Annotated in this window: 10 protein-coding genes; 8 read left to right on the forward strand and 2 right to left on the reverse strand. The window is 66.6% G+C overall.

Annotated elements, in window-relative coordinates; genetic code table 11:
• Positions 1-149 precede the first annotated feature (149 nt).
• From KSF81_RS32615 to KSF81_RS28360, 7 genes are all read left to right on the forward strand, one after another.
• On the forward strand, positions 150-398 hold the full coding sequence (locus KSF81_RS32615) for a CopG family transcriptional regulator (protein WP_375293388.1): 249 nt from the start codon (positions 150-152) through the stop codon (positions 396-398).
• Positions 398-3,616 (forward strand): anti-phage-associated DUF499 domain-containing protein, encoded by a 3,219-nt coding sequence (locus KSF81_RS28330; RefSeq protein WP_217382201.1) that lies wholly within the window; start codon positions 398-400, stop codon positions 3,614-3,616. The genes KSF81_RS32615 and KSF81_RS28330 overlap by 1 nt, the downstream gene beginning before the upstream one ends.
• 189 nt (positions 3,617-3,805) lie before the next feature.
• Entirely contained in the window at positions 3,806-4,279 is a 474-nt protein-coding gene (locus KSF81_RS28340) for a DUF3780 domain-containing protein (protein ID WP_217382202.1), read from the forward strand.
• A gap of 2 nt (positions 4,280-4,281) precedes the next feature.
• The gene (locus KSF81_RS28345; RefSeq protein ID WP_217382233.1) at positions 4,282-5,193 is read left to right on the forward strand and encodes a DUF1156 domain-containing protein; all 912 of its coding nucleotides are present in this window, start codon (positions 4,282-4,284) and stop codon (positions 5,191-5,193) included.
• Between the two features lie 154 nt (positions 5,194-5,347).
• Complete coding sequence (locus KSF81_RS28350) at positions 5,348-7,474, forward strand: hypothetical protein (protein ID WP_217382203.1); 2,127 nt, start codon at positions 5,348-5,350, stop codon at positions 7,472-7,474.
• On the forward strand, positions 7,471-9,567 hold the full coding sequence (locus tag KSF81_RS28355; RefSeq protein WP_217382204.1) for a DUF262 and DUF1524 domain-containing protein: 2,097 nt from the start codon (positions 7,471-7,473) through the stop codon (positions 9,565-9,567). Before KSF81_RS28350 ends, KSF81_RS28355 begins: the two co-directional genes overlap by 4 nt.
• On the forward strand, positions 9,567-12,497 hold the full coding sequence (locus KSF81_RS28360; RefSeq protein ID WP_217382205.1) for a phospholipase D-like domain-containing anti-phage protein: 2,931 nt from the start codon (positions 9,567-9,569) through the stop codon (positions 12,495-12,497). Before KSF81_RS28355 ends, KSF81_RS28360 begins: the two co-directional genes overlap by 1 nt.
• Positions 12,498-12,654: 157 nt before the next feature.
• On the opposite strand, the gene KSF81_RS28365 is transcribed toward KSF81_RS28360, so the two are convergent.
• Positions 12,655-12,903, reverse strand: a complete 249-nt coding sequence (locus KSF81_RS28365) for a toxin-antitoxin system HicB family antitoxin (protein ID WP_217382146.1) — start codon at positions 12,901-12,903, stop codon at positions 12,655-12,657.
• The gene (locus tag KSF81_RS28370) at positions 12,900-13,328 is read right to left on the reverse strand and encodes a putative toxin-antitoxin system toxin component, PIN family (protein WP_217382147.1); all 429 of its coding nucleotides are present in this window, start codon (positions 13,326-13,328) and stop codon (positions 12,900-12,902) included. Before KSF81_RS28370 ends, KSF81_RS28365 begins: the two co-directional genes overlap by 4 nt.
• 119 nt (positions 13,329-13,447) lie before the next feature.
• Here KSF81_RS28370 and KSF81_RS28375 point away from each other — a divergent pair, with 119 nt between their 5' ends.
• Complete coding sequence (locus KSF81_RS28375; protein WP_217382148.1) at positions 13,448-14,218, forward strand: recombinase family protein; 771 nt, start codon at positions 13,448-13,450, stop codon at positions 14,216-14,218.
• Positions 14,219-14,270 lie beyond the last annotated feature (52 nt).

The following is a 14,270-nucleotide window of genomic DNA, read 5'->3' on the forward strand; positions in this document are numbered from 1 at the left end:
TGGCGCCCACCACGAAGGCGTAGGTGGCGATCTAGCTTCGAACAGTCCGGCCCTTGCCGCGGTGCAGTCATTTGTCGGCAATCCGGCAACTCCACGGCCTTTCGCCTCCAGACCGCAGCGCAGAGGTCCTTCCGAAGCCAGAACTTCGCGTGTTAAGCTATCGTGATAGGAACTTAGCGCGTAGGGGCAGGCATTGGTCGAGCGACAAGAGCGGGGGGGGAACCGCCGAAAGGCGGCAATTCCTTGTCCACATCGACGCGGACCTGATCCGACGGATCAAGATTCTGGCCATCGACCGAGGCGTCTCCGCGTCCAGCCTGGTGCAGCAGGCCCTCACCGAATTCCTGAAACACGAAACACACCCGGCGTCCCGAACGGGCGCCCCGGAGTCCGAGTGATGCAGACTGCCCGTGACCTGTGTGAACCCCACCCGAACGTCCGGCGGTCCGATCCCGAGCCGGACATTGAGGATATCGCCGAGGTCATCGAGGCTGCGGAGCAGGACGCGGCCGGCTTCTTCGCGCGCAACCACATCACGGGCGGCATGCGCCAACTGTTCGAGCTCGGCATCGCCCGCCTCGACAAGCGAAGTGACCAGGCGGTCTACACGCTCACCCAGGCTATGGGCGGCGGCAAAACGCACCTGATGGTCGCGTTCGGCCTTATCGCGAAGTCGGCCGCCCTGCGCACCAGGGTTCTCGATGAGGCTGGCATCAACGCGCCCAACGGCTTCGGCGACGCCAAGGTAGTCGCCATCTCCGGCCGGAACCCGACGGACAACTTCATCTGGGGCGAGATAGCCCGCCAGCTCGGGCGCGAGGACACCTTCCGGAGGTTCTGGGAGAACGGCGCTCGCGCGCCCGGCGAGAAGGACTGGGTCGAGCTAATCGGCGACAGGCCGACGCTCATCATGCTGGACGAGCTGGCGCCCTACCTGGACTACGCTCAGACGCGCGAACTTGGCTCTGGCACCCTAGCCAACGTCGTCACCTACGCCCTGGCGAACCTGTTCTCGGCCGCCATCAAGCTGCCGCGGTGCATGGTCGTTGTCTCCAATCTCTCAGCCGCCTATCAGGGCGCTAGCAAGTCCCTCGCGCAGACGGTCGCGAACCTCAGCCAGGAGGTCCGCCGCAGCGCGAAGGAGATCACTCCCGTCGCCCTTAACTCCGGCGAGGTGTTCGACATCCTCCGGCGTCGCCTGTTCACCAAGCTTCCAGACCGCGAGGCCATCGACAAGGTGGCCGTGGCCTACGCGAAGAGCATGGACGAGGCCGTCCGCTCCCGCGTGGTGGCCAAGACGCCCGAGCAGTTCGCGGACGAAATCCACCGCTGCTACCCGTTCCATCCGAGCCTGCGCGACCTGGTCGCCATGTTCAGGAACAATGAAGGCTTCCGGCAGACCCGCGGCCTGATGCGGATGGTCAGCCGCGTCGTACGCGACGTGTTCCGCGAGGGCAGGCCGAACAACGTCTACCTTATCGGCGTCCAGCACATGGACCTCAACGATTCCGACATGCGGAACGAGGTCCTGCCCTTGGCGAACCTGCACAACGCGGTCGCCAAGGACATCGCCGACGGCGGCCAAGCCCACGCCGAGACCGTCGACAAGGAGCTGAGCTCCGACGCGGGTACGCAGGTGGCCAACGTCCTGCTCTCCGCGTCGCTGATGCAGGGCTTCGACTCGAAAGCGGGCCTAACCAAAGAGCAGGTCATCGAGTGCCTGATCTCGCCTGGGCGCACCATCGAAGAGTTCCAGAACGCATTCGATGCGCTGCTGAAAGATGCCTGGTATCTGCACCGCGGCTCGGGCGATGTCGTCTACTTCGCCCAGCAAGAAAACATCACGAAGCGCCTGCAATCCGAGGCCGAGAAAGCACCCCAGCCCCGGATCGACCAGAACATTCAGGAGCGCTTGGCGCTCGTTTTCAAGGCGGTCTCCGGCAAGGCGTACCAGGAGGTCCTGGCGTTGCCCGAGATCGGCGCCATCGACCTCTCCGGCCCGCGCAAACTCATCGTGGTCAGCCCCGACAGCAAGCTGCCGCCCGAGACGGCCGAGAAGCTCTTCGCGGGCCTGACCCAGAAGAACAACTTCCTCGTCGTCACGGGCAGCCCGACCCACTTCGCCAGCCTGGACGGCGTCATGCGCCGCCTCTACGCGGCCGAGAAGGTTCTTCGCGACCTCCGCGCCGATGACCCGCTCCGGTCGGAGGTCGAGGATCGGCGCAACGGCGCCGAGTTCGAGTTCCTGACCACGGTCGAGCATGCCTTCAACCGCATCTGGTATCCCGGCAGGAAGCCCGATCGGTCCATGGGGCTGCTGGAGCAGAAGTTGGAACTTCGGACGGCGAAGGGCGCCGACGGCCGCTCCTCGCTGTCGGGCGAGGCCGCCATCGAGACCGCCCTCATCAAGGCGGGCAAGTTCGAGCCGAATCCGGAAGCCAAAGCCGATGGCTTGATCACGCGCATCTCCGGCAACCCGGAGACGAACCAGGGTGGTCAGCTTTGGCCCGACGGCTCCGCCTTCAACACCATTCCCTGGTCGGACATCACGGCCCGGGCCAAGGAGAACCCCCAGTTCGTCTGGCTCCCGCCAGGCGGGCTGGAAGCCATCAAGCGCGAGGCCACCAAGACCGGGAAATGGCGTGACCGGGAGAACGGCAAGATCCAGCGGGGACCGTTCCCACCCGACATGACGCGCGTCTCCATCACCGAGGAGGGCCGCAACCATGACACCGGCGCGGTGACCCTGTCCGTGCAGGCCGTGGATGCCGGGCAGACGCCCCGCATCCACATGGCGGAGGGCACCTTTGTCAACGGAAGCAGCCCCGAGCTCAAGGAGCTCCGCTTCACGACCACGGCGCTCCGCCTCGCCTTCCTGGTGATCGACCCCAAGGGTGACCATCCGACGGGCGACGCCTATGTCTGGCGCAACAGGATCACGCTCCAGCACACCACATCGCCGAGCGCGGATGGCCGCAAGGTGGAGCTGTTCGCCAGGCCGTCGGCGGCGGCCATCCGCTACACGACGGACGGGTCCAACCCGCGCGAAGGGACCGTCTACGAAGGTCCATTCACCGTCACGCCCTTCATGGCGCGCGGCGGCAGCGAGGTGATGGTCCGCGCTATCGCCATCGATGGCGATCTCGAAGGGACGGAGGACTTCCGGATCTCCGTCCAGAAGGCAAAGCCGAAGGAGCCCGGTGACCCGGACTCTGTGGATACCGTCCCCACGCTTCGCGAATACGTGGACGAGACCCGTGCCGCGAACTTGACGCTCGACATCAGGCAGACCAGCACGGAGAGCTTCTTCGCGCTGGCCGGGGCGCTGAAGGATGCGAAGGCACAGGCCGTGATCGCGCAGATGCAGGTCGGCTTGGGCCAGGAAGCCTTCTCTATGCGCCTCGGCAGCGACCTGCGGCTCTCCGGTGAGGGGCTGTCGAACGTCGTCGAGTCCATCCGCGTCGCCGTCGGGCAGCCGAACGCCGATGTCACCGCCCACGTGAAGGCCGTCAGCTTCCCCACTGGGCGCGATCTCATCGCCTTCGTGGAGACCCTGAAGGTGGACGTCGGCGATCCGCGCGACTGCGTGACGCAGCCGCAGACGAGGTCCACATGATGGCCGCCGCCGTCAGGAAGGATCCGGCGCCCGGGCGGGAGCGCGCGCCCAAGGGCGACCCGACGGTCGTCGACTCCCGCAAGGCCGTCGAGGCGGCGCGCAAGAACGCGCGGAAGGCCGCCGTCGTCGGCTTCGGATGCCCAGCCGTGGACTGGCCGCACCACATCCGCGTGGTGATCCCCACCGGACGTGGCGAAGACATCCGGCTGGTCGAGGACTTCGGCATCCTGGGTCATTCGGGGGGGGCGCCCCGACGAGCTGGACCGGTGCATCATTTCCCGGCCGCGCTGGAACGCGATGGCCGAGACAGCGAAGCAGGACCTGAACGCCAAGCTACGCGAGAAGGGCCTGCCGACCAGCCGCTGGCAGACAGGCGACAACAAGGTCGAGCGCATTCTCGGCACGGAACTCCTGACTCTGGCCTGGGCTGTCGCCGCGGCCGACGAGGGCGACATGGCGGCCGTGATCGCGACCTGGGTGTCCCTCCAGTCCGCCGAGCGGCTGTGGCTGGCCGGGCGCGTGCTGGCAAACCCGAACGACCGGGTCCGGCGCGGGCTGGCCCTGCTCATGTCCGCGGGTCCGACCGCTGTCACCGAACCTTTCGCCAAGTCAGGCCCGTCCCAAAAGGGAACCGGCGGCCTGCCCCTGTTCGAGGCGCCCTGATCATGGATACCGCTGCCACCAAGGGCGGCTTGGCGCCTTTCAGCCTCAAGGACGCGCCCGCCCTCATCGAGCGGGTCTTCCCGGCCCAGAAGGTCGGCGCCGAAGCGCAGAAGGAGCGCAAGGCCGTTCAGTCGCAGACCCTCACAGCGCTGGGCTCCTACTGGAAGGGTCGGAAGCCGCTTTCTCTGGTGAGGGCTTGCGTCCTGGCATCATTGCTGCCCGCGACGGACGACCCGGAGGCTGACCTCCAGACCTTCGAGGCACTAATGCGAATGGACAGCGCTGGAGTCCTTCGCCGTTCACCCGTGCTTTCCGCCCAGGATGTTTGGGATAGCGCCGCGGTTTCGGCCGACGAAAAGCTGAGGCACATCGAGCATCCCACGACAACGGGAGGTCGCAATGATGCTTCCTCCGACGACGCCGACGCGGGCGGAGCAGCGCGCTGGATTCGACTGTCCGGCCTACCAACGCGAGAGAAGAAGCTCATCGAGAAGGAACGGCAGGAGATGAGCGCGAGAGCTCTCCTTGCGATGCCCTTCGCGGAGCAGGTAGCCCGCTGCAAGAGAGTAGAGAACGTCGAAGACCTAGGGGACCCGAACGACCCCCTCTACGCTGGGGTTTGGATCATCATTGGCGCCAGGCTCGGCACCGCGTCGCGGAACCTACCGGACTTGGTCCGCGAGCTCGGGATCGCGCGGTACGGACATAACCCGACAGTGGGCGACCCATTCTGCGGTGGCGGGTCGATCCCGTTCGAAGCTGCTCGCATCGGCTGCAGCGCCTTCGCGAGCGACCTGAGTCCCGTTGCAGCGATGCTCACGTGGGGGGGCGTTCAACATCGTCGGTGCCAGCGCAGAACGGCGCGAGGCTATCGCCCAGGCGCAACAGCTCGCCGCACGTGCGGTTGCGAGTGAACTCGAGCAGCTGAAGGTAGAGACCAACGAGCGAGGAGACTTCCCTAAGGCGTACCTATACTGCCTTGAAGTGGTCGATCCGCAGTCAGGCTGGCGGGTCCCCCTCCTCCCCTCTCGGCTGATCAGTTCGCGTCGTCGCTGCGTGGCTCGACTCGTGCCAGACCATGCCCGGAAGCGGTTCGACATCCTCATCGAGGAAGGAGTGTCATCGCGCGAACTCGCGGCTGCCGCCACCGGAACTCTAAAGGACGGTCACCTCGTCTACCAGGTTTCCCCCATACCAGGTGAACCCGAGCGAGAGTGGCGCATCCCGATCACGCGGCTGCGTGGCGATGGTGAAGGTGGTGACGGAGCGCAACTTGCCCGTGGAAACCGCCTACGCGCCTGGGAGATCAGCGATATTGCTCCAAGGGAGCCAGAATGGGTTGCCGACGCACCGCCCGTGGTGCCCGGTGCACCACGTGGGGCATGGCGCGGTGGCGACATCTGGCTCGAAAGACTCTACGCAATCCAGTGGATGGACGGACGGGAGGTCCGGCAGGGCAAATCAAGGCCGAACACATTCTTTGCCGTCCCGGATGCGAATGACCTATCCCGAGAGCACCGCGTAACGCGCTTCGTCTCGGACAACCTGGCCAATTGGCAGGCGCAAGGCTTTGTTCCCGATATGCGGATCGAGCCCGGGGAGAAAACCGACGAGCCGATACGAACGCGGGGCTGGACGTACTGGCACCACCTGTTCGCCTCTCGCCAGCTTCTGTTCCTCGCGTTGGTACAGAAACAAGTCAAACAGCTGGACGAGCCAGCGCTTGCTCTTGGCCTGGCGCGCATGGCGGATTGGTCAACAAGGCTGTGTCGCTACGGAACTGGTGCCTCGCGAGAGTCCATAGCTCAGACCTTCTACAATCAAGCCTTGAATACCCTCTACGCATATGGGGTCCGACCATTCCACTTTGCCCAGGAGTACCTCCTCGAGCCGTTCAGCGCGTGTCCGATGGCTGGCGACGGCCGTGTAGAAATGGGGTCTGCAGCAGAAACCCCATACCGATGTGACCTTTGGATCTACGATCCACCCTACGCGGATGCGGTGGTATATCACGAAATCTCGGAGTTCTTTATCGCCTGGCTGCGACGAAACGCTCCTGCGCCCTTTGACCGTTGGACCTGGGACAGCCGACGTCCTCTGGCCATCCAGGGCAAGGGAGACAAGTTCCGCGCCGACATGGTCGCCGCCTTCCGAGCGATGGCGACTAGCATGCCAGATAACGGCCTGCAGGTCTGCATGTTCACCCACAAGGATGCGGGGGTCTGGGCGGACCTGGCGCAGATCGTGTGGGGCGCCGGGTTGCAGGTGACGGCGGCTTGGTATGTCTCGACCGAGACGACCAGCGAACTGAAGCAGGGCGGCTACGTCCAGGGCACCGTCCTCATGGTGCTGCGGAAGCGCGTCGGCGACGAGCATGGGTTCCGCAGCGACATCGTGCCGGAGGTCCGGGACCGCGTGGCGAAGCAGGTCGCCACGCTGACGGGCCTCAACCAGAAGGCCCACGGTCGCGGGCGGGACGAGAACGTCTTCAGCGATGCCGACATCCAGATGGCAGGATACGCCGCCGCGCTGGAGGTGCTGACCGCCTATACGCATATCGACGGCACGGACATGACGCGCGAAGCCCTCCGGCCTCGCGAAGGGAAGCGCACCACCGAGGTTGGCATCGTCGAGGAGATGATCACCCTCGCCGTGCAGACCGCCAACGAGCTCATGGTCCCGGACGGCATTGCCGAGGGCATGTGGGAGCGCTTCAGCCCAGAGGAACGCTTCTACCTGAAGATGACTGCCACCGAGGCCACTTGGCCTGCCGGGCAGCTCGGCGGGAAGCTGGACGACTACCAGAACTTCGCCCGGGTCTACCGGGCGACGGATTGGGAAGACCTCATGGCGGAGCGGTCGCCGAACAAGGCCCGCCTGAAGGGTGCCGCCGAGTTCAAGCGTGCCCTCATGACCGGCCATCCCTTTGCCGCCGGGACCATCCGCCCGACGCTCTACGCCATCGCCGAGCAGTGGCGCGCCACCGCGCAGGACGAGGACCCCAGGACCTCCGGCGATCGCATCCTACATGGCCTCCGCGACCACTTCGGCCTGGAGAACTGGAGGCAGGCGAGGGACAACGTGCGGGCACTCGCCGCTTGGTTCGGCACCGTCTGGGAACGCCAGCGCGCCGAGGAGGCCGCCGCTGCCCGGGTCGTCGCGGGCCTGATCGCGTCCGAGAGGCTCGCAGGATGAAGGCGAAGGAGTCCCGGCTGCTCGACTTCCTCGGCAGCTCAAAGCAGTTCGTTATCCCGATCTACCAGCGGCCCTACCGCTGGGAGGAACCGCAGTGCCGGAAGCTGTGGCAGGACGTGCTGCGCGCGGGCCGAAACCCGAACGCGGCGGCCCACTTCGTCGGGTCGGTCGTCTACATCCAGGACGGCCTCTATAACGTCACCGATCAGCCATCCCTTCTGGTCATCGATGGGCAGCAGCGCCTGACGACCTTCATGCTGATCATCGAGGCCCTGGCACGTGCCCAGGGCGAGACCGAGCTTTCGGGCGACTTCGCCGCCCGCAAGCTGCGCCACTACTATCTGAAGGACAGCGTCCAGGACGGCGAACGCGCCTATAAGATGCTGCTGTCCGCCACGGACCGCACCACGCTGAAGGCCATCATCGACGGAAAGCTTCTCCCCGACGACCACAGCATCCGCATCAAGCAGAACTTCGAGCTGTTCCAGTCGTTGATGAAGGAGGCCGACCTCGGCGAGGTTTGCCAGGGCTTGGCGCGCATCCTGATCGTGGACATCTCGCTGGAGCGGGGACACGACAATCCGCAGCTCATCTTCGAGAGCCTGAACTCGACCGGAAAGGAGCTCGGCCAAGCCGACCTCATCCGGAACTACGTCCTGATGGGCCTCCCGCCGAAGCAGCAGACCCAGCTTTACGAGGACCACTGGCGGCCCATGGAGGTGGCCTTTGGGCAGGAAGCCTACGCCACCCACTTCGACAGCTTCATGCGCCACTACCTGACGCTGAAGACGGGCAACATCCCGAAGATCGAGGACGTGTACGACGTGTTCAAGACCTTCGCCCGCGAAGAGGAGGGCAAGGGCACCACCATCGGCAACCTGGTGGCCGACATCCACCGGCATGCGCGCTACTATTGCCGGATGGCTCTCGGCAAGGGCGAGCCGGACAAGGCGCTGGCGGAGGCCCTTCAGGACATCCGCGAGCTGAAGGCGGAAGTGACGTTCCCCTTCCTGCTGGAGCTGTATGCGGACCACGCCGATGGCGTCCTGAGCCGAGACGACCTGCTCGCGGCGCTGCGCATGATCGAAGCGTATGTCTTCCGGCGCGTGGTCTGCGAGATCCCGACCAACTCGCACAACAAGACCTTCTCGACCTTCGGCAAAGCCTTGCGGAAGGACCGCTACCTCGACAGCATCCGGGCGCACTTCCTCACACTGCCGTCCTATCGGCGCTTCCCCAACGACGCCGAGTTCAGGAAGGCGATGGAGACGCGCGATCTCTACAACTTCCGGAACCGCTCGTACTGGCTCCGGCGGCTGGAGAACCATGATCGGAAGGAGAGGGTGGCGGTCGAGGAATACACGATCGAGCACATCCTCCCGCAGAACGAGAACCTGTCGGACGCCTGGAAGGATGCCCTGGGTCCGACATGGCAGTGGGTGCGCGACACCTACCTGCACACGCTCGGGAACCTGACGCTCACCGCCTACAACCCCGAACTGAGCGACCGGGCGTTCCTCGAGAAGCGGAACATGACCGGCGGCTTCGCGGACAGCCCGCTGCGCCTCAATAAGGGCCTGGGCCAGCTACTGAACTGGGACGAGGCGGCCATCCGGAAGCGGGCGGAACGCCTGTCCGAGATGGCGCTCACGGTGTGGCGGCCGCCAGTCCTGGATGACGCCGTACTGGCAACCTTCAAGCAGAAGAAGACCGAGCAGCAATCCTTCACCATCGCGGATCACCCGTACCTCGCCGGGGGTCCCGTGCGTGCGCTGTTCGATGCCCTTCGTGCCCAGATCCTCGCCCTCGATCCGGCCGTCGCCGAGGTGTTCCTGAAGCTCTACGCGGCCTACCGGACAGAGGAGAACTTCGTCTCCGTCGTGCCGCAGGCAGCCAGGCTGAAGCTCTACCTCAACATGCCCTTCGCGGACTTGCAGGACGCCAAGGGTGTGTGCCGGGACGTCACCAACATCAGCCACTGGGCCACGGGGGATGTAGAGCTGGACTTCGGGAAGCTGGACGACCTCCCCTACGTCATGGGCCTGGTGCGCCAGGCGTTCGAGTGGCGCATGGACATGCCCGGGGCAGACTGATGAACGCGCCCGATGACGCGGCACGGGAAGCCGCCCCTGATCGCGGAGCCGGTATTCTGCGGTTCAGTTCCCGCCGCCAGCGGCTGGATCACGCCTTCCTGCGCGATCGGCTGCGGGGCGCCCAGACGTACGACCGGATCGCAGGCTACTTCCGGTCCTCTATCTTCGAGGTCGCCGCCGAGGAGTTGGCGACTGTTGGCCGCATCCGCGTGGTCTGCAATTCGGACCTGAACCCGCAGGACATCCACGCCAGCAAGGAGGCGCGGACGCGCGCCCTGGTGCAGCGCTGGTGGGAGGGCAGCGGCGAGGCGGGGGTGGCCGTCGAGACCCTGCTGAACAGGAACCGCTACGTCATGCTCCGGGATCTGCTGCAGGCCCGTGACGCCAATGGCGGACCGAAGGTCACCATCAAGGTTGTGGACCGCCTCACCGCACCGCTGGTCCACGGCAAGGCGGGTATCATCACCCTCGCCGACGGGTCGAAGACCTGCTTCATGGGATCGGTCAACGAGACCCGCGAGGCGTGGCAGGACCACTACGAGCTGATCTGGGAGGACCCGTCTCCTGAAGCGATCGGCTGGACCCAGGAGGAGTTCGACTTCCTCTGGGACAAGGCTGTCCCCCTTCCGGATGCGGTCATCTCGGAGATCGCCCGGTGCGCCGCCCGGGTGGAGATCAGGCTTCCCGACTGCCCGCCATGGGACGAGCGCGGCACCACGGACATCGCCCGCGCCGTCCTGGCGGAGGCACCCCTGGTCCGGGCTGGCGAGGGTCTCCAGCCCTGGCAGAAGGCGTTTGTCTCCGAATTCCTTCGGCAGCGCGAGGTACACGGCAAGGCCCGCCTGCTGCTCGCCGACGAGGTCGGCGTCGGCAAGACCCTTTCGATGGCAACCTCCGCCCTGGTCACCGCCCTGTTGGGGGACGGCCCCGCGCTGATCCTGGCGCCCGCGACCCTCTGCGAGCAGTGGCAGACCGAGCTTATCGAGAAGCTCGGCGTGCCGTCGGCGCGGTGGATCTCGAACAGGAAGGAGTGGATGGACCATCGGGGCCACGTGATTCCCAGCCGACCCGAGGACATCGTGCGGTCCCCCTACAAGGTGGCGATCGTCTCCACCGGCCTCGTGATGCGGGACAGCGTGGAGCGGAAGGCGCTTCTGGAACGCCGCGCCCGCCCCGGGGAAAGCCCGTATGGCATCGTCATCCTGGACGAGGCCCACAAGGCCCGCGGTTCGGCGACGCCGAGCGGAGAGCGCGAGCCGAACAACCTGCTCCAGTTCATGTCCCGAATCGCGCTGAAGGCCCGGCATGTCATTCTGGGAACCGCCACCCCGATCCAGACCGACCCGATGGACCTGTGGGACCTCATGAAGGTCCTTGGGTCCGGCGCCGACCACGTGCTCGGCGATGACCTCTCAAGGTGGCGTAACAGGCCGGAGGACGCTCTGCGGCTGATTAGGGGCGAGGTGCGTCCCCGGGCGGAGGCCGATGCCTGGGAGTGGCTGCGAAACCCGCTGCCGCCGGGCGCCGAAAGAGAGGCCCTGTTCGGCTTCATCAGGCAGAACTTCGGCATGCCCGACACGGTCGCGGTCACCGACCGCTCCCCTGTCGATCTTGACGAGTTCTATCGGCAGGACCTCGCCGACAGGCTCACCCACGACCCGGATGGCCGGGCCTTCTTCCAGGAGCACAACCCGGTCGTCCGGCACACTGTGCTGCGTCGCAGGCGCGCGCTCGAGGAGGCGGGCCTGATGAAGCCCGTCGCGGTGGACCTGCATCCCCGCGACGACGAGCCGGACCGCCGCACCCGTGCCTTCTTCGGCGCGACTGGGAAGGCGGTGATCGCGACCATCGCCCTCCAGGACGCCTTCAAGGTGGCCGACGCCTACACGTCGGCCCTGATGTCGAGGAACAAGGGCGCGGGCTTCCTGAAGAGCCTCCTCCTTCAGCGCATCTGTTCCTCCTCGACGGCCGGGCTATCGACGATGCTGGCCATCGCGCGCCGCTCGGGGGTTGCGGAGGCGGGGCCGGACGAGCAACCGACGGTGCTGGGTGCCGACGACGACGACGAGATGTTCGACCTCGGCGATCTCGGCGAGGCCAGCACCGCCGAACGGAACGCGCTCCGCGAACTCCTCACGCATCTCCGCAGAGCCCAGCAGGCGTCCCCGACAGGCGCCGACGCAGATCCGAAGCTCCAGGTGCTGCGGCACTACCTGAAGGAGGCCGGGCTCAACCAAGGGCGCCGCGGCTGGCTGGACGCGCATGGGTGCATCATCTTCAGCCAGTACTACGACACCGCCAAATGGGTGGCGGACTGTGTCGCGGCCGAGTTTCCCGCGATCCCGGTCGGTCTCTACGCCGGAGCCGGTCGTTCGGGGATCTACAAGGACGGCCAGTTCGCCTCGACGGATCGCAACGTCATCAAGACGGCGGTCCGGAACCATGAATTGCGGCTGCTCGTGGCTACGGATGCGGCATGCGAGGGTCTGAACCTCCAGACCCTGGGCACGCTGGTGAACATCGACCTGCCCTGGAACCCGTCGAAGCTGGAGCAGCGGATCGGTCGCATCAAGCGGTTCGGCCAAGTGCGGGACCGCGTGGACATGCTGAGCCTCGTCTACGAGGGTAGCCGCGACGAGGTGGTCTACGATCGGCTGTCGGAGAGAATGAAGGACCGCTTCGACATCTTCGGCCAGCTTCCTGACACGCTGGACGACGACTGGATCGAGAACGAGGAGACCCTCGAGGCCGAGCTGCGCAAGCACGCGGACCGGAAGCGCCAGGCATCCGCCTTCGACGTCCGCTGGGGGGGCACGGCCACGGGCGAGGGCGCCACCGAGGCCCAGCGCTCCTGGCAGCGGGGCTGGGAAACGTGCACGCAGGTGCTGGCGCGTCAGGACGTCGAGGAGGTGCTTTGCCGCGGCTGGTAGATCGTACTGTTTGCCGAACTCTGACGACGCTGCGGGAGCTCTGCGGCGCTCAGTTTAGGCGCTCCATGGCGAGGCTTGTCGAGCCTTCTGGATCCTTATTACCCACGGTAACTGCCATTACCGCAGGCGACGGAGGGCGTCGGCGCGCGTGCTCGACCTAACTGCCAAGTTCATCATCTTTTGCAGGTGCCCTTCCCTGCCCCGCCCGCGCCAGGATCTCGTGTGCCCGTCCAGGCCGCGAACGCGCAGCACGAGCCGCGAAGTAGCGCTCCGCCTCCGCCTGCGCGCCGACACGGGCGGCGATCGCCGTCGCGATGTACTGATTCAGGCTAATGCCCGCGGCCTCGGCCTGCGCGGCCGCGCGCTCCTTCAGGTCGTCGGGCAGCCGCAGCGGGAAGCTGCTCATTCTCTCATCCTCCTGAGCACATTCCCCGGCCGCTCGGCCGGGATGCCGAACCGCGCCGCGCCGTCGCGCAGGTCGGCCAGGTTGAACGTCGCAATGGCGTCGGCGCTGCCATTCACTGCCGTCTCCAGCACCAGGTCGTCGTCGGGGTCACGCGCGCCGGGGCGGACGCGGAAGTCGAACACCACCGGCACGCAGACACCGGCGAGTTCGTCGAGCACCGCCAGCACCTCCTCCGCCGAGATGCCCGCCATCTCGAGCACGGACGCGCGCGTGAGCACGGCCTCGTACTCGAGGATCAGGGGCGTCGAGAGGAGGAGCCGCACCTCCCTATCGAGCGCCGCGAGCAGCAAGCGACGCGACGCGCCGGCGGCGCTCGTGAAGCCTGCGACCACGACATCGGTGTCCAGGACCACGCGAAGCACCATGACATCGTATATGACATCACTGTGTCGCTTTCGTCTACCTCAGGCCGCCTGTCACGGACCGTCAATTGGACGTTTGGTTGCGTGACACAGCGGCAAACGGCAGCGACACTGGCTCCACGATGCCCGGCGATACCCTGAATCCTGTCCTATCCGCCGCCAGCCCGGGCCCGGCCCGCTTCGTCGCCTACCTCCGGGTCTCCACCGACCGCCAGGGCCGCTCTGGCCTCGGCCTCGAAGCGCAGCGCGCCGCGGTCGGCGAGCACGCCAGCCGTGCCGGCGGCGCGGTGCTGGCCGAGTTCGTCGAGGTGGAGAGCGGCAAAAGGAACGACCGGCCGCAGCTCGCCGCGGCACTCGCCGCCTGCCGGGCGCATCGCGCCACGCTGCTGATCGCCAAGCTCGACCGCCTGGCCCGGAACGCGCGCTTCCTGCTCGGCGTGGTCGAGGGCAGCGGTGAGGGCGGCGTGGTGTTCTGCGACCTGCCCCAGGTCCCTCCCGGGCCGGTCGGCAAGTTCCTGGTGACCCAGATGGCCGCCGTCGCCGAGCTCGAGGCCGGGCTGATCAGCCAGCGCACCAGGGCCGCCCTCGCCGCGGCCAAGGCACGGGGAGTGAAGCTCGGCAACCCGCGCCTCGTTGCCGGCACCGCCGAGATGGCGCGTAAGGCCGGCGCGGTGCGGACGGCGCAGGCCCAGGCGCGGGCCGCCGACGTGCGGCCCTACATCGAGCAGGCCCGCCGGGCCGGCGCCACGACGCTGCGCCAGCTCGCGGCCGCGCTCACCGCCCGCGGCATCCCGACGCCGTCCGGCACCGGGCACGCCTGGCGGGCCGAGCAGGTGCGCCGAGCTCTCGGGCGGAATCAGCAATACTTCCCGCCTTCAGGCCGTGCTGTGTAGGACCACCTTGGTGTCCCAGCAACTGCGTGCGGTACAGGCTACGCTCGGCAGT

The organism is Siccirubricoccus sp. G192 (assembly GCF_019084075.1).
Classification (GTDB): Bacteria; Pseudomonadota; Alphaproteobacteria; order Acetobacterales; family Acetobacteraceae; genus G192.